This is a genomic window from Streptomyces sp. NPDC088910 (assembly GCF_044749865.1).
In the GTDB taxonomy this organism is placed as follows: Bacteria; Actinomycetota; Actinomycetes; order Streptomycetales; family Streptomycetaceae; genus Actinacidiphila.
In genome coordinates, this window is the sequence record NZ_JBIVIV010000007.1 from 145,525 (window position 1) to 169,022 (window position 23,498).

At 72.1% G+C, this 23,498-nt stretch carries 21 protein-coding genes; 16 read left to right on the forward strand and 5 right to left on the reverse strand.

What is annotated here, in order from left to right; all coding sequences use genetic code 11:
• Window positions 1-3: 3 nt before the first annotated feature.
• The 3 genes from ACIP4Z_RS17955 to ACIP4Z_RS17965 all read right to left on the reverse strand — a co-directional run bounded on the left by ACIP4Z_RS17955 (window position 4) and on the right by ACIP4Z_RS17965 (window position 3,882).
• Window positions 4-1,068 carry a 2-oxoacid:ferredoxin oxidoreductase subunit beta gene (locus ACIP4Z_RS17955; protein ID WP_355340369.1) on the reverse strand — a complete coding sequence of 355 codons (1,065 nt, stop codon included), beginning with the start codon at window positions 1,066-1,068 and terminating at the stop codon, window positions 4-6.
• Window positions 1,061-3,016: a 2-oxoacid:acceptor oxidoreductase subunit alpha gene (locus ACIP4Z_RS17960; RefSeq protein ID WP_391050402.1), complete on the reverse strand. Its 1,956-nt coding sequence runs from the start codon at window positions 3,014-3,016 to the stop codon at window positions 1,061-1,063. Before ACIP4Z_RS17960 ends, ACIP4Z_RS17955 begins: the two co-directional genes overlap by 8 nt.
• A gap of 206 nt (window positions 3,017-3,222) precedes the next feature.
• The gene (locus ACIP4Z_RS17965) at window positions 3,223-3,882 is read right to left on the reverse strand and encodes a response regulator transcription factor (protein WP_355340363.1); all 660 of its coding nucleotides are present in this window, start codon (window positions 3,880-3,882) and stop codon (window positions 3,223-3,225) included.
• A gap of 159 nt (window positions 3,883-4,041) precedes the next feature.
• Here ACIP4Z_RS17965 and ACIP4Z_RS17970 point away from each other — a divergent pair, with 159 nt between their 5' ends.
• The gene (locus ACIP4Z_RS17970; protein WP_355340360.1) at window positions 4,042-5,010 is read left to right on the forward strand and encodes a zinc-binding dehydrogenase; all 969 of its coding nucleotides are present in this window, start codon (window positions 4,042-4,044) and stop codon (window positions 5,008-5,010) included.
• A gap of 467 nt (window positions 5,011-5,477) precedes the next feature.
• Here the strand turns inward: ACIP4Z_RS17970 and ACIP4Z_RS17975 are convergent, their stop codons facing one another.
• Together ACIP4Z_RS17975 and ACIP4Z_RS17980 are read right to left on the reverse strand one after the other, a co-directional pair.
• On the reverse strand, window positions 5,478-6,809 hold the full coding sequence (locus tag ACIP4Z_RS17975) for a sensor histidine kinase (RefSeq protein ID WP_401309116.1): 1,332 nt from the start codon (window positions 6,807-6,809) through the stop codon (window positions 5,478-5,480).
• A gap of 197 nt (window positions 6,810-7,006) precedes the next feature.
• On the reverse strand, window positions 7,007-8,203 hold the full coding sequence (locus ACIP4Z_RS17980) for a sensor domain-containing protein (protein ID WP_355340354.1): 1,197 nt from the start codon (window positions 8,201-8,203) through the stop codon (window positions 7,007-7,009).
• Window positions 8,204-8,430: 227 nt separating this feature from the next.
• On the opposite strand from ACIP4Z_RS17980, the gene ACIP4Z_RS17985 reads away from it, so the two are divergent.
• From ACIP4Z_RS17985 to ACIP4Z_RS18055, 15 genes are all read left to right on the forward strand, one after another.
• Entirely contained in the window at window positions 8,431-8,820 is a 390-nt protein-coding gene (locus ACIP4Z_RS17985) for an NADH-quinone oxidoreductase subunit A (protein ID WP_188283994.1), read from the forward strand.
• A complete protein-coding gene (locus ACIP4Z_RS17990) occupies window positions 8,811-9,419 on the forward strand; it encodes an NADH-quinone oxidoreductase subunit B family protein (RefSeq protein ID WP_355340351.1) in 609 nt (202 codons plus the stop codon). The genes ACIP4Z_RS17985 and ACIP4Z_RS17990 overlap by 10 nt, the downstream gene beginning before the upstream one ends.
• 83 nt (window positions 9,420-9,502) lie before the next feature.
• A complete protein-coding gene (locus ACIP4Z_RS17995) occupies window positions 9,503-11,761 on the forward strand; it encodes an NADH-quinone oxidoreductase subunit C (protein WP_401309502.1) in 2,259 nt (752 codons plus the stop codon).
• Window positions 11,754-12,716, forward strand: coding sequence for a complex I subunit 1 family protein (locus ACIP4Z_RS18000; RefSeq protein WP_355340345.1), 963 nt, complete (start codon window positions 11,754-11,756; stop codon window positions 12,714-12,716). Before ACIP4Z_RS17995 ends, ACIP4Z_RS18000 begins: the two co-directional genes overlap by 8 nt.
• 1 nt (window position 12,717) lies before the next feature.
• Window positions 12,718-13,374 carry a NuoI/complex I 23 kDa subunit family protein gene (locus tag ACIP4Z_RS18005; RefSeq protein ID WP_401309121.1) on the forward strand — a complete coding sequence of 219 codons (657 nt, stop codon included), beginning with the start codon at window positions 12,718-12,720 and terminating at the stop codon, window positions 13,372-13,374.
• Entirely contained in the window at window positions 13,371-14,027 is a 657-nt protein-coding gene (locus tag ACIP4Z_RS18010; protein WP_401309124.1) for an NADH-quinone oxidoreductase subunit J, read from the forward strand. Before ACIP4Z_RS18005 ends, ACIP4Z_RS18010 begins: the two co-directional genes overlap by 4 nt.
• Window positions 14,027-14,428: an NADH-quinone oxidoreductase subunit NuoK gene (gene nuoK / locus ACIP4Z_RS18015; RefSeq protein WP_355340336.1), complete on the forward strand. Its 402-nt coding sequence runs from the start codon at window positions 14,027-14,029 to the stop codon at window positions 14,426-14,428. Before ACIP4Z_RS18010 ends, nuoK begins: the two co-directional genes overlap by 1 nt.
• Window positions 14,425-16,419, forward strand: coding sequence for an NADH-quinone oxidoreductase subunit L (locus ACIP4Z_RS18020; RefSeq protein WP_401309127.1), 1,995 nt, complete (start codon window positions 14,425-14,427; stop codon window positions 16,417-16,419). The genes nuoK and ACIP4Z_RS18020 overlap by 4 nt, the downstream gene beginning before the upstream one ends.
• Window positions 16,420-16,426: 7 nt before the next feature.
• Window positions 16,427-17,992: an NADH-quinone oxidoreductase subunit M gene (locus ACIP4Z_RS18025; RefSeq protein ID WP_355340330.1), complete on the forward strand. Its 1,566-nt coding sequence runs from the start codon at window positions 16,427-16,429 to the stop codon at window positions 17,990-17,992.
• Window positions 17,992-19,596 (forward strand): NADH-quinone oxidoreductase subunit N, encoded by a 1,605-nt coding sequence (locus ACIP4Z_RS18030; RefSeq protein ID WP_401309130.1) that lies wholly within the window; start codon window positions 17,992-17,994, stop codon window positions 19,594-19,596. The genes ACIP4Z_RS18025 and ACIP4Z_RS18030 overlap by 1 nt, the downstream gene beginning before the upstream one ends.
• Window positions 19,597-19,792: 196 nt before the next feature.
• Window positions 19,793-20,650 carry a zinc metalloprotease HtpX gene (htpX, locus tag ACIP4Z_RS18035; protein ID WP_188284004.1) on the forward strand — a complete coding sequence of 286 codons (858 nt, stop codon included), beginning with the start codon at window positions 19,793-19,795 and terminating at the stop codon, window positions 20,648-20,650.
• Window positions 20,647-21,039, forward strand: a complete 393-nt coding sequence (locus tag ACIP4Z_RS18040) for a YccF domain-containing protein (protein WP_355340322.1) — start codon at window positions 20,647-20,649, stop codon at window positions 21,037-21,039. Before htpX ends, ACIP4Z_RS18040 begins: the two co-directional genes overlap by 4 nt.
• A 146-nt stretch (window positions 21,040-21,185) precedes the next feature.
• Window positions 21,186-22,091 (forward strand): MarR family winged helix-turn-helix transcriptional regulator, encoded by a 906-nt coding sequence (locus ACIP4Z_RS18045; RefSeq protein ID WP_401309135.1) that lies wholly within the window; start codon window positions 21,186-21,188, stop codon window positions 22,089-22,091.
• A gap of 146 nt (window positions 22,092-22,237) precedes the next feature.
• Entirely contained in the window at window positions 22,238-22,693 is a 456-nt protein-coding gene (locus tag ACIP4Z_RS18050; protein ID WP_355340316.1) for a peroxiredoxin, read from the forward strand.
• 134 nt (window positions 22,694-22,827) lie between these two features.
• Window positions 22,828-23,493 (forward strand): hemerythrin domain-containing protein, encoded by a 666-nt coding sequence (locus ACIP4Z_RS18055; protein ID WP_355340313.1) that lies wholly within the window; start codon window positions 22,828-22,830, stop codon window positions 23,491-23,493.
• Window positions 23,494-23,498 lie beyond the last annotated feature (5 nt).

Consider the following 23,498-nt stretch of genomic DNA (forward strand, 5'->3'; position numbering starts at 1 on the left):
GCCTCAGCCGACGACGGTCCAGGTGTCCCGCCCGGTCAGCAGCCCGGCGAGGTCGCCCTTGCCCTGCTGCACCACGGCCTTTTCGAGCTGGTCCGACATCTCCGTGTCGTACACCGGGCGCGTCACGTCCCGCAGCACACCGATCGGCGTGTGGTGGAGCGTGTCGGCGTCCGCCAGCCGCGACAGCGCGAAAGCGGTCGTCGGGGACTGGGTGTGCGCGTCGTGGACGAGCACTCCCGCGCTGCCCTCCACGGTCACGTCGATCACCTTCAGGTCACCGGTCGCCGGGTCGCGTACGACGCCCTTCGAACCGAGTCCGTCCTCGGCGGGGGCGCCGAAGCGGATCGGCTGCCCCTGCTCCAGCCGGATCACGGCGTCCTGCGCGGTCTCGCGCTCCTTCAGGACGTCGAAGGCGCCGTCGTTGAAGATGTTGCAGTTCTGGTAGATCTCCACCAGCGCCGTGCCCTCGTGCTCGGCCGCCGCCCGCAGCACCGACTGGAGGTGCTTGCGGTCGGAGTCGATCGTGCGGGCCACGAAGGACGCCTCGGCGCCGATCGCCAGCGACACCGGGTTGAAGGGCGCGTCCAGCGAACCCATCGGCGTCGACTTGGTGATCTTGCCGACCTCGGAGGTGGGGCTGTACTGGCCCTTGGTGAGCCCGTAGATCCGGTTGTTGAACAGCAGGATCTTCAGGTTCACATTGCGCCGCAGCGCGTGGATCAGGTGATTGCCGCCGATGGAGAGCGCGTCGCCGTCACCGGTGACGACCCACACGCTCAGGTCGCGGCGCGAGGCGGCGAGCCCCGTCGCGATGGCCGGGGCGCGGCCGTGGATGGAGTGCATGCCGTAGGTGTTCATGTAGTACGGGAAGCGGGACGAGCACCCGATCCCGGACACGAACACCACGTTCTCGCGGGCCAGGCCCAGCTCCGGCATGAAGGACTGGACGGCGGCCAGGATCGCGTAGTCCCCGCAGCCCGGGCACCAGCGCACCTCCTGGTCCGACTTGAAGTCCTTCATGGACTGCTTCGCCTCGGCCTTGGGCACCAGCGACAGCGCCTCAATCATTCGCACTCTCCTCCACGAGGGCCTTCGCGAGCTGTTCCGACTTGAACGGCAACCCGGTGACCTGCGTGTACGAACGGGCGTCGACCAGATACTTGGCGCGCAGCAGGTGGGCGAGCTGGCCGAGGTTCATCTCGGGCACCACGACCTTGTCGTACGCCCGCAGGACCTCACCGAGGTTGGCCGGGAAGGGGTTGAGATGGCGCAGATGGGCCTGCGCGATCGTGCCGCCCTCGCGCCGGATGCGGCGCACGGCCGCGGTGATCGGCCCGTACGTCGAACCCCAGCCGATGACCAGGGTCCGCGCGGCGCCCTCCGGGTCGTCCACGATCAGGTCGGGCACCTTGATGCCGTCGACCTTGGCCTGCCGGGTGCGGGTCATGAAGTCGTGGTTGGCCGGGTCGTACGAGATGTTGCCGGTGCCGTCCTGCTTCTCGATGCCGCCGATGCGGTGTTCGAGGCCGGGCGTGCCGGGCACCGCCCACGGGCGGGCCAGCGTCTCCGGGTCGCGCAGATACGGCCAGAAGTCCTCGGTGCCGTCCTCGGCCGTGTGGTTGGGCCCGGTCGCGAATTGCACCCGCAGGTCGGGCAGGTCCTGGACGTCGGGGACCCGCCACGGCTCCGAGCCGTTGGCGAGATAGCCGTCGGAGAGCAGGAAGACCGGGGTGCGGTACGTGACCGCGATCCTGGCCGCCTCCAGCGCCGCGTCGAAGCAGTCCGCCGGGGTGCTGGGCGCCACGATCGGCACCGGCGCCTCGCCGTTGCGCCCGTACATCGCCTGGAGCAGGTCGGACTGCTCGGTCTTGGTGGGCAGTCCGGTCGAGGGGCCGCCGCGCTGGATGTCGATGATCAGCAGCGGCAGCTCCAGGCTGACGGCGAGCCCGATCGTCTCCGACTTCAGCGCCACACCGGGACCCGAGGTGGTGGTGAGGGCCAGCGACCCGCCGAAGGACGCGCCGAGCGCCGCGCCGATCGCGGCGATCTCGTCCTCGGCCTGGAAGGTGCGCACGCCGAAATTCTTGTGCTTGGACAGCTCGTGCAGGATGTCGGAGGCCGGGGTGATCGGGTACGAGCCGAGGAAGAGCGGCAGTTCGCTCTGCCTGCTCGCGGCGATCAGGCCGTACGACAGCGCCAGATTCCCGGAGATGTTGCGGTAGGTGCCCGCGGGGAAGGCGCTGGAGGCGGGCTGCACCTCGTAGTTGACCGCGAAGTCCTCGGTGGTCTCGCCGAAGTTCCAGCCCGCGCGGAAGGCCGTGACATTGGCCTCCGCGATGTCCGGCTTCTTGGCGAACTTCCTGCGGAGGAAGGACTCGGTGCCCTCGGTCGGCCGGTGGTACATCCACGACAGCAGGCCGAGCGCGAACATGTTCTTCGCCCGTTCGGCGTCCTTGCGCGCCAGGCCGCTGTCCTTGAGCGCCTCGACGGTGAGCGTCGTCAGCGGCACCGGGTGGATCGCGTACGCCTCCAGGGACCCGTCGTCCAACGGGTTGGCGGCGTATCCGACCTTCGCCATCGCGCGCTTGGTGAACTCGTCGGTGTTGACGATGATCTCGGCGCCGCGCGGCAGGTCGGCGACGTTCGCCTTCAGCGCGGCCGGGTTCATCGCGACCAGCACGTCGGGCGCGTCGCCGGGCGTGAGGATGTCGTGGTCCGCGAAGTGGAGCTGGAACGACGACACGCCCGGCAGGGTGCCTGCGGGGGCCCGGATCTCGGCCGGGAAGTTCGGCAGCGTCGAGAGATCGTTCCCGAAGGACGCGGTCTCCGAGGTGAAACGGTCCCCGGTGAGCTGCATTCCGTCCCCGGAGTCACCGGCGAACCGGATGATCACCCGGTCGAGGCGTTTCGTCTCTTTCGCCGGTTTGCGCTGTTCGCCCAGGACATCGCCGATCACCGGCGGATGCGCGGGCTGCTCCGTGGGCACGGGGCTGCTGCTGCTGACCTGGCTGGTCACTGAAACGGACCTCCCTAGAGGCGGCGGCTCACCGGTCATCGTACGTCGGTAAGGGTCGCCTTCCCCGTACGTCCCGGAATGTGGATGCGGGAGCGCGGCCCCGACCTGCGGACTGCCGGACATGTGTGTGGCATGTGCAGGTAACGGCGCGGTGCCCGTGGGGCCCGCGCCGTCAGGCGTCTGCTGTGAGACAGAGTGTCAACAGATCAGGAGTTCAGATAGGTGAGCACCGCCAGGACACGACGGTGATCCCCGTCACTCGGCGCCAGGCCCAGCTTCAGGAAGATGTTGCTGACGTGCTTCTCCACCGCGCCGTCGCTCACCACGAGCTGCTTGGCCACCGCCGAATTCGTCCGGCCCTCCGCCATCAGCCCCAGCACCTCGCGCTCGCGCGGCGTCAGCCCCGCCAGCACGTCCTGCTTGCGGCTGCGGCCCAGGAGCTGTGCGACCACCTCGGGGTCCAGCGCCGTGCCGCCCTCGGCGACCCGCACCACCGCGTCCACGAACTCGCGGACCTCGGCCACCCGGTCCTTGAGCAGATACCCCACCCCGCGGCTGCTGCCCGCCAGCAGCTCGGTCGCGTACTGCTCCTCCACGTACTGCGACAGCACCAGCACGCCCACGCCGGGGTGGTCCCGGCGCAGCTGCACCGCCGCCCGCACCCCCTCGTCGGTGTGCGTCGGCGGCATCCGTACGTCCGCCACCACCACGTCGGGGGCCGCGCCCTCGTCCGCCAGCTCCCGTACGACCTTGATCAGCGCCTCGGCGTCACCGACGCCGGCCACCACATCGTGACCGCGATCGGTCAGCAATCGGGTCAGTCCCTCCCGAAGCAGCACCGAATCCTCGGCGATGACCACCCGCACCCTGTCCTCCACCCGTTCCAGCCCCCCACATCCGACCCTGTCTTCCCCAGCATCCCAGCAACGACGCGCTGATGGGGAATACGGTTCCGGTGGGCAAGGTTGCGCCCGGAAGGTCGGCGGGGGTCGCGCGTCAGCGGCTCACAGGCAAGAGGAGAGCGTGTGCGCGCGGTCGGATTCGACGTCAACGGTGGCCCGGAAGTGCTCCGGCCGGTGGAAATCCCCGTCCCGGAACCGGGCCCCGGGCAGGTGCTGATCCAGGTCGCGTACGCGGGCGTCAACCACGGCGAGGTGCTGCACCGGCTCGGCGACTACGGTCCGCCGGACGGGATCGCCGTGCCCGGCCTCGAGGTCTCCGGCGAGATCGCCGCGCTCGGCGCGGGCGTCACCGGGCTCGCCGTCGGCGACCCCGTCGCCGCCTACCTGCCCGACGGCGGCGGATACGCCGAATACGCGGTCGCGCCCGCCGACTTCGCCTTCCCGCTCGACGGGATCTCCCTCCGGGACGGGGGCGGGGCGGCGCTCGTCCTCACCACCGCGTACGGGGTGCTCGCCGGGGCCGCGCGGCTCACCGCGGGGGACACCGTCCTCATCCACGCCGCCGCGGGCGGGGTCGGCTCTGTCGCCGCGCAGATCGCCCGCGCGCTGGGGGCCGCCGCCGTGTACGGGACGGTCCGCACGGCCGAGAAGGCCGAGTACGCGAAACGTTTCGGCTACGACGCGGTGCTGCTACGTGAGACCTTCGCCGAGGAGCTGGCCGCCGCCCGCACCGAGATCGACGTGCTGCTCGACCCCATCGGCGGGGGGACGCGGCTGGCCGGGCTCTCCCTTCTGGCGCCCTTCGGCCGTCTGGTCGCCTACGGCGAGGCCGCCCGGCAGCCCGACCTCACGCTGCCCGTGCTCCCCTTCTCCGAGCGCAACCGCGCTCTCACCGGCTACTCCATCCACGACCTCGCGCTCCGCGCCCCGGCCGTTCTGCGCGGCCACGCCCTCGCCGCCCTCTCCCTCCTGGCCTCCGGAGCCATTCGGCTCGACATCACCGCCGAGTTGTCGCTTGCCGCGGCCTTCCAAGCCCATCAGGCCCTCCAGGCCGGCACCAACCGCGGCAAAGTCCTCCTCACCCTGACCTAGCCGCCCCCTGCCGGGGGGACGCCGATCTCTCAGGGGCGCGGCCCCGGTGCGGTTCCTGTGCGGTTCCTTTGCCGGGGGCGCGGGGAACTGCGCGCTCAGCCCGCGCGGACCGCCTTGGACGGAGGCAGGGCCGGGGTCCTGGAGGGGCGAGCCGTTTTGGGCGGGCCGGCCGCGTGTTTTTGGGGGCGCGGGGAACTGCGCGCTCAGCCCGCGCGGTGGTGCGCCTTTGAGAACCGGCCCCGGTGGGGCAGACGCGGTTGTTTTCGGGCTGAAAGCCCGGTGGGGGCGGGCCGCGCAGTTCCCCGCGCCCCTGAAAAGATCGGCGCACCGCCTTGGGCGGGGGCTGGTCGCGCAGTTTCCCGCGGCCCTGGAAGGGGCGGCGGACCGCCTTGGGTGGAGGCGAGGTAGCAGGGGTTGCGCACCTGGGGCGGGGCGCGGGGAGGGGTAAGGGGGCCGGCCCGGAGGGGTTAGACGCGCCAGGGGAGTTCGGTGGTGATGTGGGTGGGGCCACCGGGCGGCGAGGCCACGGCGAGGACACCGTCGACGGAGTCGAGCCGCTCGGCGAGCCCGGCGAGCCCGGACCCACCGGACACGGCGGCGCCCCCGCGCCCGTTGTCGGACACCTGCATCATGAGCCGGTCACCGACCCGCCACACCTCCACGGTCGCGCGCGAAGCGCCACTGTGCTTGCTGACGTTCTGCAGCAGCTCGGACACCGTGAAATAGGCGATGCCCTCAATGGCCGGCACCGGCCGCGCCGGCAAATCGACGGTCACGGCGACCGGCACGGTGCAGCGCGACGCGACCGACGACAGGGCCGCGTCCAGCCCGCGGTCGGTGAGGATCGCCGGATGGATGCCCCGCGCCAGATCCCGCAGCTCCTGAAGGGCCACCTTCACCTCCCCGTGCGCCTCCTCGACCATCACGGCCCCGGCCGACGGATCTTCGAGCAGCTTCTCCTTGGCCAGGCCCAGGTCCATCGCCAGCGCCACCAGCCGCGCCTGCGCGCCGTCGTGCAGGTCGCGCTCGATGCGCCGCAGGTCCGCCGCCGCCGTGTCGACCACGACCCCGCGGTCCGACTCCAGCTCGGTGACCCGCTCCGCCAGCCGCGAAGGCCCGAGCAGACCGCTCACCAGAATCCGGTCCACGTGCGCCATGCCCCGGTAGACCCACGGGCTGCTCAGCACGAGCGCGCCGCCGACCACGACGCACAGCAGCATGTCGGCCGGGGTGTGCAGCCACCAGCCGTGCCCGTGCCCGTCGCCGTACATCTGGAGGCCGTCCTGCCCGAAGTAGACCGGGAAGACCCAGCGCCACAGCGGATACGTCAACAGGCCCCAGCCGTACGTGAAGAAGCTGATGGCGACGGAGAAGGTGAAGATCCCCCACGGGAAGTGGACCAGGGTGTAGGCGGCGTGCCGCCAGTTGACGCCGCTGCCGAGCTGCGCACCGAGCCGGGACAGGAAACCGCCGTTCCTGCCGCGCACCGGCCGCGGGTCCTCCACGTCCAGCCAGAGCAGCGACCGCGCGCGGGCCCGCTCCACGGCGCCGATCGCGCGGCAGCCGCCGAGCGCGAGCACGAGCACCGGCAGCCCGATGAAGGTGACCACCAGCCCGGCGCCGAGCGAGAACATCGTCACGGTCCAGACGAAGCCGACGATGCACATCGGCAGATTGAGCAGCAGGTAGGCGAACTCGCGCCAGGCGCGTGCCTCGACCGGCGCGCGCAGCGCCGTCGGCAGGCGGTGCTCGCGCTCGCGCTCGTGCGCGCGCTCGGCGGGCGGGAAGCCGTAAGCCATGGTCGGTCCGTCCTCTCTGCTTTTCTCTGTGACTCCATGCTGGCTGGTGCGTGCACCCATCCCCATGGTGCGGATCGGCGTCTTGGGGGTGGGGCTAGCCCTACCGCCCCGGCTTCCGCGCCCAGCGCCCCGCTCGGTGCTTGACTCCGCTCAGCGCCTGGCCGCGGCTCAGCGCCCCGCTCAGCGCCTGGCTCCGCTCAGCGCCTGGCCCCGGCCTTGCGGAACTCCCGGTCGCGCCACGGCAGTTCGGCCGTGACCACGGTCGGCCCCGCCTCCGGTGAGCTGACCACGAAGAGCCCGTCCACCGACCGCAGCCGTTCGCCGAGCCCGGCCAGACCCGTACCGCCCGACACGTCCGCGCCGCCGCGCCCGTCGTCCCGTACCTGCACCATCAGCCGGTCGTCGGCGCGCCACACGTCCACCGAGGCGTGCCGTGCCCTGCTGTGCTTGCTGACGTTCTGCAACAGCTCGGAGACCGTGAAGTACGCGATCCCCTCGATCGCCTCCGCGGGCCGCGCGGGCAGGTCCACGGTCACGGCAACCGGCACAGTGCAGCGCGACGCGACCGACGACAGGGCCGCGTCCAGGCCGCGGTCGGTGAGGATCGCGGGGTGGATGCCGCGCGCCAGATCCCGCAGCTCCTGAAGGGCCACCTTCACCTCGCCGTGCGCCTCGCCCACCATCTTGGCCGCCGCCTCCGGGTCCTCCAGCAGCTTCTCCTTGGCCAGGCCGAGGTCCATCGCCAGCGCCACCAGCCGCGCCTGCGCGCCGTCGTGCAGGTCGCGCTCGATGCGCCGCAGGTCCGCCGCCGCCGTGTCGACCACGACCCCGCGGTCCGACTCCAGCTCCTCGATCCGCCGCTCCAGCTCGTCCGACGGCTGGAGCAGCCCGCGGACCATCGCCCGGTCGACCATCGTCAGCCCGCGCGCCAGGAACGGCAGCACCGGCCACAACACGAACAGCGAGACCAGCGTCAAGGTGAAGGTGAGGATGCCCCACGGCAGCCGGATGCCGTAATAGAGGGCGTGCCGCCACGCCACCGGGTCCTTCAGCGACGCCCACAGCCACGGCAGGAAACCGAAGGTGCCCCGCTTCAGCGGGCGCGGCTCGTCGATGTGCACGCCCAGCAGGTCGCGCGCCCGGCTCCGCTCCACCCGCCCCAGCAGCCGGCACCCGGCGAGTCCGTACGCCAGCAGGGGCAACCCGATCACCGTCACCGACAGGCCGAGGCCCACCGTCACGACCGTCACGACGTAGACGAAGCCGATGATCGACACCGGCAGATTCAGCAGCAGATACCCGATCTCCCGCCACGTCACGCGGTCGTACGCGAAGCGCACGGGTGGCAGCGGGGCGGGGGCGGCGGGCTGACGGGACGCGGGCGAGGTGTTCATGAGTCCAGCCTGCCGGGGAAGCGGCGGGGCGCGCCATGGGGTGCGTAGGTCAGGCGGCGGTGGGGTTATCCCCCGGTACGGGCGAGGGCGTCCGGCGGGGCCGCCGCCGATGCGCGCACCGGTGCCCGCACGGGGGGCGTGCGCCTGTGAGGCCAGGGCCTAGACTCCCTCCCGTATAGATCGTCTAAAGAGATCCACAAGGATCGCTGGACACCACCGGTCAACGAGTGAACGAGGGGCGGACGGACGTGGACTACTTCCACGGCTACTCGGTCGTCGGCCTGGTCGCGGTCGTCGGTGTGCTCTTCGTGACCGTCGCCTTCGCGTCCGGCCGCCTGCTGCGGCCCGTCGTGCCGACGCGCGAGAAGATGCTCACGTACGAGTGCGGGGTCGACCCGGTCGGCGAGGGCTGGGCGCACACCCAGGTCAAGTACTACGTGTACTCCTTCCTCTACGTCATCTTCGCGGTCGACGCGATCTTCCTGTTCCCGTGGGCCACGGTCTTCGCCGCGCCCGGCTTCGGCGCGACGACGCTGGTGGAGATGTTCGTCTTCATCGGCTTCCTCGCGATCGGGCTGCTCTACGCATGGAAGAAGGGCGTCCTCGAATGGACGTGAACCCGCAGGCGATTCCCGAGGCCCCTGCGCAGGACCTTCCCGAGCCGCGCCGTCTCGGCGTGCTGTCCCGGCTGGCGCCGGAGCCGATGAAGGTGGTGCTCAACTGGGGCCGCCGCTACAGCCTGTGGGTCTTCAACTTCGGCCTCGCCTGCTGCGCCATCGAGTTCATCGCCGCGTCGATGTCCCGGCACGACTTCATCCGGCTGGGCGTCATCCCCTTCGCGCCGGGACCGCGCCAGGCCGACCTCATGGTCGTCTCCGGCACCGTCACCGACAAGATGGCGCCCGCCGTCAAGCGCCTGTACGAGCAGATGCCCGAGCCGAAGTACGTCATCTCCTTCGGCGCGTGCTCCAACTGCGGCGGCCCCTACTGGGACTCGTACTCCGTCACCAAGGGCGTCGACCAGATCATCCCCGTCGACGTCTACGTGCCCGGCTGCCCGCCGCGCCCCGAAGCGCTCCTCCAGGGCATCCTCAAGCTCCAGGAGAAGATCGCGCGCGAGTCGCTGGCGGAGCGGTACGGCTCCGCCGCGGGCCCGCGCCCGTCCGTCGCCGCCTTGACGAGCGGCCTCGTCACTCCGCCGGAGGGGCCGAGGTGACCGGTTGGCTGCCGCGGGAGGCCGCGGAGATCTTCGGCGAGGGCGCCGTCGCGCAGGAGGCGTACGACCTCCTGACCGTCGATGTGCCGGCCGGTGAGTGGGTCGCCTCGCTCACGGCCGCGCGGGACGCCCTCGGCTGCACGTACTTCGACTGGCTGAGCGCCGTCGACGAGCCCGGCACCGGCTTCCGGGTCTGCGCGCACGTCGTCGCGCTGGACGGCGGCGTCCGGCGGCTGCTGCTGCGGACGACCGTGCCGCACGACGCGCCCGTCCTCGCCACCGCCACCGGCGTCTACGCGGGCGCGGCGTGGCACGAACGCGAGACCCACGAGATGTTCGGCGTCGACTTCACCGGGCACCCGGGCCTCGCGCCCCTCCTGCTCCCCGACGAGTTCGAGGGGCACCCCCTCCGCAAGGACTTCGTCCTCGCCGCCCGCGTCGCCAAGGCGTGGCCCGGTGCCAAGGAGCCCGGCGAGTCCCACGACGGCGGCCCCAAGCGCCGCCAGATGCAGCCCCCCGGCGTCCCCGACCCCAACGACTGGGGCCCCCAAAAAGGCCAACTCCCCCCACCCCCCGCCCGCCCCGCCCGCGGCCCCCGCCCAACGGCCCCCCCGGCCGACCGCCCGGCGCGTACAACCCCGTCGGCCGACCGCCCGGCGCGTACAACCCCGTCGGCCGACCGCCCGGCCCGCCGCACCCGCAGCGTGACCGAAGGCTCCACCAGCCAAACCCCTGCCGGGGCCCCCTCCGGCGACACCCCCGCGCCCCCACGCAAGCGCGTCCCCGACGCCCCATGGGAACAACCCCCGGGCGCCACCCCCGCGGGGCGCGGCGACGCTGCGCCGACCAAGAAGCCCGCCGCAAGCGAACCGCCCGCCCCAGGTGGCACCTCCGCCGACGGCGGCGAGCCCGCGCAGTCGGCGAAGCCTGCCGCTGGCGGCAGCTCCGCTGCGGGTAGCGAGCCCGCGCTGTCCGACGAGCCCGCCGCAGGCGAACCGCCCGCCGTAGGCGAGGGGCCCGCCGCAGGTGGCACTCCCGGCCGGGGTAGTGAGCCTGCGTCGTCCGACGAGGCCGCCGCTGGCGAGACGCCCGCTGCAAGCGAACCGCCGGCCGCAGGCGAGGGGCCCACCGCAGGTGGCACCCCCGCCGGGGGTGGCGGCCCCGCGCCGTCGGCGAGGCCTGCCGCTGGCGGCAGCTCCGCTGCGGGTAGTGAGCCCGCGTCGTCCGACGAGCCCGCCGCAGGCGAACCGCCCGCCGCAGGCGAACCGCACGCTGCAAGCGAACCGCCCGCCGCAGGCGAGGGGCCCACCGCAGGTGGCACCCGCGCCGGGGGTGGCGGACCCGCGCCGTCGGCGAAGCCTGCCGTTGGCGGCAGATCCGTTGCGGGTAGTGAGCCCGCGTCGTCCGGCGAGGCCGCCGCAGGCGAGACGCCCGCTGCGAGCGAACCGCCCGCCGCAGGCGAGGGGTCCACCGCAGGTGGCACCCCCGCTCGGGGAAGCGAGCCCGCGTCGTCCGACGAGCCCGCCGCAGGCGAACCCTCCACCGCTGGCGAGAAGCCCGCCGCAGGTGGCACCCCTGCCGGGGGTGGCGAGCCCGCGCCGTCAAAGAAGCCCGCAGCAGGAGGCAGTTCGGCCGGGGGCGGCGAGCCTGCTGCGAGCGAGCCGTCCGCCGCAGACGAGGGGCCCGCCGCAGGTGGCAGCCCCGCCGGGGCTGGCGGCCCCGCATTGTCTGAGACGCTTGCCGCTGGAGGCAGTTCCGACGGGGGCAGCGACGCTGCGTCGTCCGAGACGCCTGCTGCGAGCGAACCGCCCGCCGCAGGCGAGGAGTCCACCGCCGGTGGCACCCCCGCCGGGGGTGGCGGCCCCGCGCCGTCGGCGAAGCCTGCCGTTGGCGGCAGCTCCGCTGCGGGTAGCGAGCCCGCGCCGTCCGACGAGCCCGCCGCAGGCGAGAAGCCCACCGCAGGTGGCACCCGCGGCCGGGGTGGTGAGCCCGCGTCGTCCGACGAGCCCGCCGCAGGCGAGAGGCCCACCGCAGGTGGCACCCCCGCTCGGGGTGGTGAGCCCGCGTCGTCTGACGAGCGCGCCGCAGGCGAGACGCCCGCTGCGAGCGAACCGCCCGCCGCAGGCGAGAAGCCCACCGCAGGTGGCACCCCCGCTCGGGGTGGTGAGCCCGCGTCGTCCGGCGAGGCCGCCGCAGGCGAGACGCCCGCTGCAAGCGAACCGCCCGCCGCGAGCGAGAAGCCCACCGCAGGTGGCACACCCGGTCGGGGTGGTGGGTCCGCGTCGTCTGATGAGCGCGCCGCAGGCGAAGACGGTGGGCGGGGAGGTGAGGGGCGTGGGTGACGTAGTGGACGTCGGGCTGCGGCTTGTGGGCGTGCTCGTTGTGTTCCTGGTGTTTCCGCTGGTGGTGGGGCAGGCGGAGCACAAGGTGATGGCGCATATGCAGGGCCGATTGGGGCCGATGTATGCGGGCGGGTTCCACGGGTGGGCCCAACTGGTGGCGGACGGAGTCAAGTTCGCGCAGAAGGAAGACGTGGTTCCGGCCGACGCGGACCGGCGGATCTTCCAACTCGCCCCCGCCGTCGCGCTCCTGCCCTACCTCGTCGTGCTGATCGCGATCCCGGTGGGACCGCACGGCTTCGTCGGCCAGGCCCTGGACGCGGGCCTGATCTTCGTCCTGGCCATGATGGGCATCGGCGTGCTCGGCTCGCTGATGGCGGGCTGGGCGTCGGCGAACAAGTTCTCCCTGCTCGGCGGCCTGCGCACGGCGGCGCAACTGATGGCGTACGAGCTGCCGATGCTGCTCACCGCCGCGTCGGTCGCGATGGCGGCGGGCACGCTGTCACTGCCGGGCATCGTGGGGGAGTACCACTGGTGGTGGACCCCCTGGCAGCTCATCGGCGGCCTCGTGTTCTTCACGGCGGGCCTCGCCGAGCTGCAACGGCCCCCGTTCGACATGCCGGTGGCCGACTCCGAGATCATCTTCGGCGCGTACACCGAATACACCGGCCTGCGCTTCGCCCTGTTCCTGCTCGCCGAGTACGCCGGCATCGTCGTGCTGTGCGCCCTGACCACGGTGCTGTTCCTCGGCGGCTGGCACGGCCCCTGGTCCGGCAGCGTCGGCTGGCTGTGGACGCTGGTCAAAACCGGCCTCCTGGCCTTCGTCGTGATCTGGCTGCGGGTCAGCTACCCGCGCCTTCGCGAGGACCAGCTCCAGAAACTCGCCTGGACCGTACTCATCCCGCTCGCCCTCGCCCAGATCGCCCTGACCGGCGTCGTCAAGGTGGTGATCTCCTAGCATGGCCATCCCCGGAACCGGCCTCGCCAAGGGCCTGGCCGTCACCCTGCGGACGATGACGAAGCGTTCCGTCACCGACCAGTACCCGGACGCGCTGCCCGCACTCCCGCCGCGCTCGCGCGGTGTGATCGCGCTGTTCGAGGAGAACTGCACGGTCTGCATGCTGTGCGCCCGCGAGTGCCCCGACTGGTGCATCTACATCGACTCCCACAAGGAGACGACACCGGCCGCCGCCCCCGGCGGGCGCGAGCGCAGCCGCAATGTGCTGGACCGCTTCGCCATCGACTTCTCGCTGTGCATGTACTGCGGCATCTGCATCGAGGTGTGCCCCTTCGACGCGCTGTTCTGGTCGCCGGAGTTCGAGTACGCCGAGACCGACATCCTCGAACTCACCCACGAGCGCGACAAGCTGCGCGACTGGATGTGGACGGTGCCCGCGCCTCCCGCGCTCGACCCGGCCGCCGAGGAACCCAAGGAGATCGCCGCCGCCCGTAAGGCCGCCGACAAGCTCATCGCGGCCCAGGCCCAGGCGGAAGCCCAGGCCCAGGCGGAGGCGCAGGCCCAAACAGAGGCCCAGCCGCAGGCCCCGACGACGACCGACCCGGCGACCGACCCGGCGACCGAAGGACCCTCCGCGCCGGGGGAGGGCGACTCGTGATCGTCCACGAAACCATCCACAGCCAGGGCGGCTTCCTCTCGCCCACCGGCGTCGAGATCGCCTTCCTCCTCATCGGCCTCGTCACTCTCGGCGCGGCCGTCCTGACCGTCACCACTCGGCAGCTCGTGCACGCGGCCCTGTGGCTGGTCGTCGCCCTCGGCGGCCTCGCCGTCGAATACCTGCTGCTCACGGCCGAGTTCATCGCCTGGGTGCAGGTGCTGATCTACGTCGGCTCCGTCGTCGTCCTCCTGCTGTTCGGACTGATGCTGACCAGAGCGCCCATCGGCCGCTCGCCGGACGCCGACTCCGAGAACCGCTGGGTCGCCCTCGGGGTCGCCGTCGCCGCCGCGGTCACCCTGGTGTGGGTGGTCGTTGACGCCTTCCGCTCCACCTGGATCGACCTGCACGGCGTGGTCCAGGGCTCCTCGCACGCCACCGGGCAGACCCTGTTCCGCTTCTGGGTGCTGCCCTTCGAGGCGCTGTCGGTGCTGCTGCTCGCCGCCCTCGTCGGCGCGATCGTCCTCTCCCGCCGCGAGACCGCCGAGGACCGCGCGGGCACCGGGACCGCTAAGGGCACCGGGACCGGCACGGGCGGCCGCACCCCCACCGGCACCCCCAGCGGCACCCCCACCGGCCAGGGCAAGGAGAACTGATGCACCTCGTCTACCCGGCCGTCCTCGCCGCCCTCCTCTTCTGCGTCGGTGTCTACGGCGTCCTCGCCCGCCGCAACGCGATCCTCGTCCTGATGTCCGTCGAGCTGATGCTCAACGCCGTCAATCTCAACCTGGTCGCCTTCGACGTGTGGCTGCGCGACACCCTCCACTCCGGCCAGGCCCTCACCCTGTTCACCATCACGATCGCCGCCGCCGAGATCGGTCTCGGCCTGGCGATCGTGCTGCTCGTGTACCGCAACCGCGGCAGCTCCGACATCGACCGGCTCACCGACCTCGCCGAGCCGCCCGAGCACGCGTCAGCCGAGCACGCGTCGTCCGAGCACACCGCGTCCGACCCGGACGGCACGGCCGCCGACAAGAAGGCCGAGGCCGCCGCGTGACCCTGACCGCCCTTGCCGCGCTCGTCCCCCTCCTGCCCTTCCTCGGCGCGGTCACCGGACTCCTGCTCGGCCGGCGCGCACCCGGCTTCGTACGCCCGCTGGCCGTACTGCCCACCGCCACCGCCTTCGTCCTGGCCGCGGTCGTCGCCGCCCGCCAGGGCACCGGCGCGCCGACCGACGCCGTCCACAAGCTCACCGACACCGGCTCCGCGCCCGTCTACCTCGCCCTGCACCTGGACGGCTTCGCGGTCCTGATCGCCGTCCTCGTCGGCCTCGTCGCCACCTGCGTCCAGCTCTACTCCACCGCCTATCTGCGCGACGACCCGCGCTATCCCTCGTACGCCGCCCTCGTCTCGCTGTTCACCGCCGCCATGTTCCTGGTCGTCTACTCGGGCGACCTGATGGTGCTGCTGGTCGGCTGGGAGATCATGGGCATCTGCTCGTACTTCCTGGTCGGGCACTACTGGGAGACCGAGGCCGCCAGGACGGCGTCGATCAAGGCGTTCCTGGTCACCAAGCTCGGCGACGTCCCCTTCCTCATCGGGGTGTTCGCGCTCGCCGCCGACGCCGGGACCTTCCGGATCAGCGGCATCCTCTCCGCCGCGGCGGACGGCCGGCTCCACCACCCCACGGTGATCGCGCTGCTGCTGCTCGCCGGGGTCGCGGGCAAGTCCGCGCAGTTCCCGCTGCACACCTGGCTGCCCGACGCGATGGCCGGTCCCACCCCGGTCTCCGCGCTGATCCACGCCGCCACCATGGTCGCCGCCGGCATCTATCTCGTGGCCAGGCTGCTGCCGGTGTTCACCGCGTCCGCCGCCGCGCTGGCCGTCCTCGCCGTGATGGCCGCCGTCACCATGATCGGCTCGGGCCTGGCCGCCCTCGCCCAGGACGACATCAAACGCGTGCTGGCGTACTCCACCATCGGCCAGCTCGGCTACATGGCGGGCGCCCTGGCCGTCGCCGACCGCGACGCCGCCGTCTTCCACCTCCTGTCGCACGGCGCCTTCAAGGCGCTGCTCTTCCTCGGCGCGGGCGTCGTCATCCACGCGGCGGGCACCAACTCGCTCACCGCGATGTCCCGCATGGGCTCGCTCGCCAAGCGCGTCCCCGACGCCATGTGGACGATGGGCATCGCCCTCGCCGCCCTCGCGGCCCTCCCTCCGCTGTCCGGCTTCTTCTCCAAGGAGTCCGTGCTGCGCGCCGCCGAGCACGCCTCGGCCGGGCACACCGCGCACGTCCCCTCGGCCGTCGGCTGGACCGTCTTCGTCGCGGGCCTGACCGCCGCCGTCCTGACCGCCGGATACGCCACCCGGCTGTTCCTGCTGGCTTTCCGCGGCAGCGGCCCCGAGGCCCCCGACCACGGCAGGCAGCCGGTCGTGATGACCTCCGTGCTGTGGGTGCTGGCCGTCCCCACCATCGCCTTCGGCGGCCTCGCCTACCGCGAGCTGCCCGACTGGTTCGGCGGCGCCCCGCTCGGCCCCACCCTGATCACCTCCGTCCTCGGCACCGGCCTGGCCCTGGTCGGCGTCCTGATCACCTACGGCGCCTGGAAGGCGGCCACCGCCACCCGGCTCGCCGTCCCCGTCGGAGCCGTCGTCACCGCCGACGGCGACCCCGGCGCGGAACCCGCCCTCGTCGAGGCCGAGGCCACCGCCACCCACGAGGCGATCTACGGCGACATCGCGTCCGCCGACGACCCGGGCGACCCCGGCCGTCTGCTGCTGGGCAGGCTGCACCGCCACGCGGCCCACGGCTTCCACCTCGACGCCCTCTACACCGCGCTGTTCGTCCGCCCGGTGCTGGCCGCCGCGCAACTCGTCCGCTTCCTGGACCGCGAGGTCATCGAGACCTACGTCCGCGGCGCGGGCGGCACCCCCCGGCTGCTCGGCGCGGCCGTCCGCAAGGCCCAGACCGGAAACGTCCAGACCTACCTCAGCGCGCTGCTGGCCGGTGCGGTCGTCCTCGCCGTCCTCGTCGCCGTCGGAGGCTGAGCCCGAAGTGAACGACACCGCCCTCCAGTACGTCCTCGCGGCACTCCTCGTGCTGCCGCTGCTCGGCGCGGTCGGCGCCCTGCTCCCGCCGCCGCCCGGCCTGAAGGGCCGTGACCCCGGCCAGGCCGTCCTGCGGCACGGCGTCACCGTCACCGGCGCCGTACTCGTCCTGGCGATCGTCCTCGCGGCCGGCTTCGACCACGACCACCCCGCCAGGACCCAGGCCACCACCGACCTCAACTGGATCCCCGCGCTCAAGATCCATCTCCACCTCGGCGTCGACGGCATCTCGCTTCCCCTCCTCGTCCTGACCGCGCTGCTGACCTTCCTCTGCGCGCTCTACAGCTACTTCAAAATGCCCGCGGGCCCCGGCCCCAAGGCGTTCGTCGCCCTGCTGCTGCTCCTGGAAGCGGGCACGCTGGCGACCTTCGCCGTGCTCGACCTGATGCTGTTCTTCCTCGCCTTCGAGACGGTCCTCATCCCGATGTACTTCCTCATCGCCCGCTGGGGCGGCGGGGACCGCGAGCGATCCGCACTGCGCTTCATCGTCTACACCCTCCTCGGCTCCGTGATCATGCTGCTCGGCCTGCTCCTCATCGGCGTGAAGGCGGGCACATTCGACATGGTGGCACTCGCCACTGACAACGGGTCATCACTCAGTCACTCCACGCAACTGATCGCGGTCCTCGCGATCGGCCTCGGCCTGGCCGTGAAGGCCCCGATGTGGCCGCTGCACAGCTGGCTGCCCGACGCCCACACCGCCGCCCCCACCGTCGGATCGGTGCTGCTCGCGGGCGTGCTGCTGAAGATGGGCACCTACGGCCTGGTCCGGATCGTCCTGCCGATGGCCCCCGACGGCATCCACACCTTCGCCCCCTACCTGGCCGCCTTCGCCGTCGTCGGCATCGTCTACGGCTCGCTCGCCTGCCTCGCGCTGGCCCGCCGGGGCAACGGCGGCGACCTCAAGCGGCTGATCGCGTACTCCTCCGTCGGCCACATGGGCTTCGTCCTGCTCGGCATCGCCTCCCTGACCCCCACCGGCGTCAACGGCGCGCTCTTCGCCAACATCGCCCACGGCCTCATCACCGGCCTGCTGTTCTTCCTGGTCGGCGCCCTGAAGGACCGATACGGCTCCAGCGACCTCGACACCCTCGCCGGGGCCACGGGAGCCGCGCTCTACGGCAAGGCGCCGCGCCTGGGCGGCCTGGTCGCCTTCGCCGCCGTCGCCTCCCTCGGACTGCCGGGCCTGGCCGGATTCTGGGGCGAGATGCTGTCGATGTTCGGCGCCTTCAAACCCGCCGCGGGCCTCAGCCGCCCCGCCTATCTGACCTTCACCGCCGTCGCCGCCTTCGGCACCCTGCTCACCGCCGCCTACCTGCTGGTCGTGGTCCGCCGGGTCTGCATGGGCGACCGCGAGACCGTCGACGCGCAGCCCGCGCTCGCCGACGTCCAGGCGTACGAATTCGCCGCCTGGACGCCGCTCGCCGCGCTCACCGTCCTGGCCGGACTGTGGCCCGCCGTCCTGCTCGGCCTCACCGATCCGGCCGTGCACACCCTCCTCGGAGGCAACTGATGCCGTCCCTCGTGCAGTCCGTCGACTGGACGGCGCTCGCCCCCGCCGCCATCCCGGCGGTCCTCGCCCTCGTCGTCCTGGTCGCCGACCTCTTCCTGCCCAAGGCCCGCAAGGAACTGCTGGCCTGGACCACCGTCGCGGGGCTCGTCCTGGCCGCACTGGCCCTGATCCCGCTGCGTGCGGGCCGCCACGCCACCTTCTGCGTGACGGTCGTGCACCCCGGCACCGCCGCCGACCTCCCCGCGGGCGGCGGCGGGTGCTCGTACGCGGCCGACCACTTCACCCTGGTCATCCAGGCCCTGGTGCTCGGCGGCGCGCTGCTCACGGCCCTGCTCTCGGTCAACACCCAGGACGACCTCCCGGCGGGCGAGTACTGGTTCCTGCTGCTCGCCTCCGCCTCAGGCGCCGCGCTGCTGCCCGCCTCCCGCGACCTGGCGACCCTGATCGTCGCCCTCGAGGTCGCCACCCTGCCCGCCTTCGCGCTGGTCGGCCTGCGGCGCGGCGACAAGCTGTCCAGCGAGGCCGCGCTCAAGTTCTTCCTGTCATCGGTGACCGCGACCGCCGTCTCACTGCTCGGCATCAGCTTCGTCTACGCGGCCACCGGCACCATGCACCTGGCCGCCGTCGCCGACGGCCTCACGCACGCGCCCGCGCAACTCGTCACCGTGGCGAAGGTCGGCGCGGCCCTCACTCTGGTGGGGTTCGCCTTCAAACTCGCCGCGGCCCCCTTTCACTTCTGGGTGCCCGACACCTACGCGGGCGCGCCGCTGCCGGTCGCCGCGTATCTGTCGGTGGTCGGCAAGGCCGCCGGTTTCTCCGGCCTGATCCTGGTGTCGGTCATCGCCTTCAAGCCCTACCACGACGTGTGGGGCCCGGCCTTCGGCGTACTGGCCGCGCTCACCATGACCGTCGGGAACGTCGGCGCGCTCCGGCAGCGGCCCGGCGTGCCGCGCGGCGCCGTACGCCTGCTGGCCTGGTCGTCCATCGGCCAGGCGGGTTATCTGCTGGTGCCGCTGGCCGCCGCGTCCTCCGCCGCCGACCCGGCGCACGAGATCGGCACCACCGTCGCGTACGCCCTGATGTACGCGGTGGTGAACCTCGGGGCCTTCGCCGTGGCCGCCCTCGTCTCGCGCACCGCCCCGCAGGGCCGGCTCAGCGACTACCGGGGCCTGTACGCGACCCGCCCGCTGGCCGCCCTCGCGCTCGGCTTCTTCCTGCTGTGCCTGGCCGGACTGCCGCCGGGCGTCATCGGCCTGTTCGCCAAGGTCGCCGTCTTCTCCTCCGCCGTCGGCACGCAGCACGGCTGGCTCGCGGTGATCATGGCCGTCAACGTCGTCATCGCGCTCGTGTACTACCTGCGCTGGACGGCGCTGCTCTTCACCCGCCCCGAGGGCGCCCCCGAGCAATCTCCGAGCGCGGTCACGACCGGCGGAGCGACCGGCGGCGCGAGCGGCGTCACGACCGGCGGCGCGCTCGCGGCCGTACCCGTCGCCCGTACGCCCGTCGGCCTCGTCGCCGCCATCACGCTGACCGCGCTGGCCGGGGTCGCACTGTCCGGCGCGCCGCAGCTCGTCCTGCGGTACGCGCAGGGCTCGCTGTTCTGACCGGGCCCTCCCTCCGCCCCTCTGACCAGCACGTCCGTCCCCGGCCCCGACCGGCCGGGGGCCGTATCCGTACGCCCCGCGCCGGTAGCGCTGCGTGCGCATAAGGGAACTAGCGGCGCTCGGGTGGCGTTGTTGTGGGCAGGAGGTTCTCCTAGGGGGAGAGGTTCCCCCCGACGCACACTCTGGAGGGCGCACCGTGCACCGCCGGCACAACGGGCTGAAGACCGCAGTACTCCTCGGCGGTCTGTCGGCCCTCATCCTGGTCATCGGCAGCTTCTTCGGCCGGACCGGACTCATCGTGGCCCTGGTCATCGCGGTGGGGACGAACGCGTACGCGTACTGGAACAGCGACAAGCTGGCTCTACGCGCGATGCGCGCCCGCCCCGTCAGCGAATTCGAGGCGCCCGAGCTGTACCGGATCGTGCGCGAGCTCTCGACCACCGCCCGCGAGCCCATGCCCCGGCTGTACATCTCGCCCACCGAGGCGCCGAACGCCTTCGCGACCGGCCGCAATCCGCGCAACGCGGCGGTCTGCTGCACTCAGGGCATCCTGGCCATCCTCGACGAGCGCGAGCTGCGCGGCGTCCTCGGCCACGAGCTGAGCCACGTCTACAACCGCGACATCCTCATCTCCTCGATCGCGGGGGCGCTCGCCTCCGTGGTGATGTTCCTGGTCAACTTCGCGTGGCTGATCCCGATCGGCCGCTCCGACGACGACGAGGGCCCCGGCATCCTCGGCATGCTGCTGCTGATGATCCTCGGCCCGCTGGCCGCCTCGGTCATCCAGCTGGCCGTCTCCCGCTCGCGGGAGTACGAGGCCGACGCCTCGGGCGCGCGCCTGACCGGCGACCCGCTGGCCCTGGCCTCCGCGCTGCGCAAGCTCGAAACGGGCACACAGCAGCGGCCCCTCGCGCCCGAACCGCGCCTGGAGACCGCCAGCCATATGATGATCGCCAGTCCATTCCGCGCGGGCGACGTCTCCAAGCTCTTCTCGACCCATCCCCCGATGGCAGAACGCATCTCCCGCCTCGAAGACATGGCAGGCCACCGGTGAAGACCATCCTGAACGTCATCTGGCTCATCCTCTGCGGTGTGTGGATGTTCCTCGGCTACGTCCTGGCAGGGGCACTCCTCTGCGTCACGATCATCGGCATCCCGTTCGGCATCGCCGCCTTCCGCATCGGCGTCTACGCGCTCTGGCCGTTCGGCTACACCGCGGTCGAGCGCCGGGACGCGGGCACGGGCTCCTTCGTCGGCAATGTGCTGTGGGTGATCCTCGCGGGCTGGTGGCTGGCCCTCGGCCACATCGTCACCGGCGTGCTGCTCTGCGTCACGATCATCGGCATCCCGTTCGGCATCGCCAACTTCAAGCTGATCCCGCTGTCGCTCATGCCCCTGGGCAAGGAGATCGTGCCGACCGACCGGCCGTTCGCCTCGCGCTGAGCGCCTCCCGGCCGTCCGCCGCGCCGAGCGCCTTCGGGCCGCCCCTCGGGCCGAGTGCCTTCGGGCCGAGCGCCTTCCGGCCGTCCGCCGTACCTGACGGCCGGTCAGGTGGCCGTCCCTGCTACCCTCACCTGCGGAGGTGCCGGGTGGACGACTACGCGCTCAGTGTCGAGACGGCGGACGCCGAACTGCCGCCCGCCCTCGCCGTCTACGCGGCGCATCTTCTGCGCCGCGCACACATCCGCGCCAACCGGGTCGCCGATCACCTCGCCCCGGAATTCGGCGTCGCGGCGGGCCAAGGCGCCTCAGGCGCGCGCGACTTCCAGATACTCGACGCGCTCGACGCCCCCGTCACGTACTCCCAGCAGGATCTCGGCGAGCGGCTCGGCATCAACCGCACCACCATGGTCAAGCTGATCGACCGGCTGGAGCAGGCGGGCCAGGTCACCCGCGCCCGCAACCCCGGCGACCGCCGCTCGTACGTCCTCGCCCTCACCGACGACGGCCGCAGCGCCGTCAAGGCCATGGAACCCGCGATGGCCGCGGGCGACGACCACCTCACCGCGGCCCTGACCGCCGCGGAACGCGTCCGCCTCGACGCGCTGCTGAGCACCCTGCTGGCCCGTACCCCGCCCGAGCGCGGTGTACGGCGTACGAGCCCGCTGATCGCCCAGGCCCACCATTTCGTACGGCGCCGGATCGAGGACGCGCTGACCGACGTCGGCCTCCAGGCGCGGCATTTCGGCGCGCTCACCGTCCTGGCCGACGAGGCGAGTTCGCAGCAGCGGCTCGCCCGGCGGCTCGGCATCAGCGAGCAGGCGATCCTCCAGATCGTCGACGACCTGGAGAGCGCGGGCCGGGTGGTGCGCGAGCGCGACCCGCGCGACCGGCGGCGGTACGCGCTGCGGCTGACCGACGTGGGGCGCGACGCGCTGGCCACCGCCCGGCGGGCCGTCGAGGCCGCCGAGACCGACATGGGCACGAGGCTCGGCACCGACGGCCGGGCGGAGTTGAAGGCGCTGCTCACGAAGATGCTGCGCGCGGACGTCTGACCACTGGCTGTCGCGCGCGGGGCGCCCGTACCGTTTCCGTCCCCGACGCCCCTCGCGGGCCGTGTCCCCCGACCCGCATACCCGACCCGCATACCCGGTCCGCATCCCCGACCGCATTCCCGACCGCATCCCACCGAGGAGACGTCATGGCCATTCTTCACGTCGGCGCCAAGGCACCGGACTTCACCCTTCCCGACCAGACGGGCAAGCCCGTCACGCTCAGCGATGTGCTGGGCGAGAAGGTCGTGGTGCTGTACTTCTACCCGAAGGACAACACCAGCGGCTGCACCACCGAGGCGTGCAGCTTCCGTGACAGCTACGAGAGCTTCACCGACGCGGGCGCCGAGGTGATCGGCGTCAGCTCCGACTCGGTCGAGACGCACGAGAAGTTCGCCGGCCGCCACGAACTGCCCTTCATCCTGCTCGCCGACACCGACAAGGCCGTCCGCAAGCAGTACGGCGCCACGAGCCTGGGCGTCGTGCCCGGCCGCGTCACCTTCGTCATCGACCGCGAGGGCGTCGTCCGGCACGCGTTCTCCTCGATGATGAACATCGGCGGGCACATCGGGGACGCGCTGAAGGTGGTCAAGGAGCTTCAGTAGCCGCTCGGTTCGGCCCGGAAATGGTTCAACTCCCGGATAAATATACGGATTGACGATTCGGCAGGCTGACTATAGCCTCGGTGTGGCGATTCCTCCTGATCCACTGGTTCACCTAGTTCCAGGGAGACACGTTGATGACCACTCCGCACCAGCCGGGCGAGACCGTCGATCTGACGATGATGTACGCCTTCCACGACGGACTGCGGCGCGACGTGGCGATCATCGCCAAGTCCGCCGCCGTCACGGGCGACGACCCGTCCCGGCTCACCGCCACCCACTTCGGGTGGGATCTGTTCAAGCGATTCCTGACCATCCATCACACGGCCGAGGACGACGTCCTGTGGCCGAAGCTGCGCGGCCAGTTCGCCGACCGCCCCGACGACCTCGAACTCCTTGAGGCGATGGAGGCGGAACACGACCGGATCGACCCGCTGATCGCCGCGATCGACGCGGCGCTCGCCGACGAACAGGGCGGCCACACCGCCCTCGGCGACGCCGCCGACGCCTTCGCCACCGAACTGAACGCCCACCTCAGCCACGAGGAGAGCGACGCGCTCCCGCTCATCGAGCGCGAACTGTCCCCGGCCGACTGGGCCTTGTTCGCCGACAGCCAGCGCAATCAGATCGGCCTCGGCCTCGCGCCGCGCTACATCCCGTGGCTGCTCGACGGCGCCACCCCCGAGCGCGTCGCCGAAGTCCTGGCGATCTTCCCCCCGCCGCTGGCGGCCCAGTACCGCACGGCCTGGAAGCAGCAGTACGCCGAACTCAACCCGTGGGCGGCCGATTACGGCAAGCCGTGACGTAC

Coding starts and splice junctions, on each gene's coding strand:
- ACIP4Z_RS17955 (WP_355340369.1), bottom strand. CDS start 1,068: ATGATTGAGGCGCTGTCGCTGGTGCCCAAGGCCGAGGCGAAGCAGTCC.
- ACIP4Z_RS17975 (WP_401309116.1), bottom strand. CDS start 6,809: ATGGCTTACGGCTTCCCGCCCGCCGAGCGCGCGCACGAGCGCGAGCGC.
- ACIP4Z_RS17980 (WP_355340354.1), bottom strand. CDS start 8,203: ATGAACACCTCGCCCGCGTCCCGTCAGCCCGCCGCCCCCGCCCCGCTG.
- ACIP4Z_RS17990 (WP_355340351.1), top strand. CDS start 8,811: ATGGACGTGAACCCGCAGGCGATTCCCGAGGCCCCTGCGCAGGACCTT.
- ACIP4Z_RS18005 (WP_401309121.1), top strand. CDS start 12,718: ATGGCCATCCCCGGAACCGGCCTCGCCAAGGGCCTGGCCGTCACCCTG.
- nuoK (WP_355340336.1), top strand. CDS start 14,027: ATGCACCTCGTCTACCCGGCCGTCCTCGCCGCCCTCCTCTTCTGCGTC.
- ACIP4Z_RS18030 (WP_401309130.1), top strand. CDS start 17,992: ATGCCGTCCCTCGTGCAGTCCGTCGACTGGACGGCGCTCGCCCCCGCC.
- ACIP4Z_RS18050 (WP_355340316.1), top strand. CDS start 22,238: ATGGCCATTCTTCACGTCGGCGCCAAGGCACCGGACTTCACCCTTCCC.
- ACIP4Z_RS18055 (WP_355340313.1), top strand. CDS start 22,828: ATGACCACTCCGCACCAGCCGGGCGAGACCGTCGATCTGACGATGATG.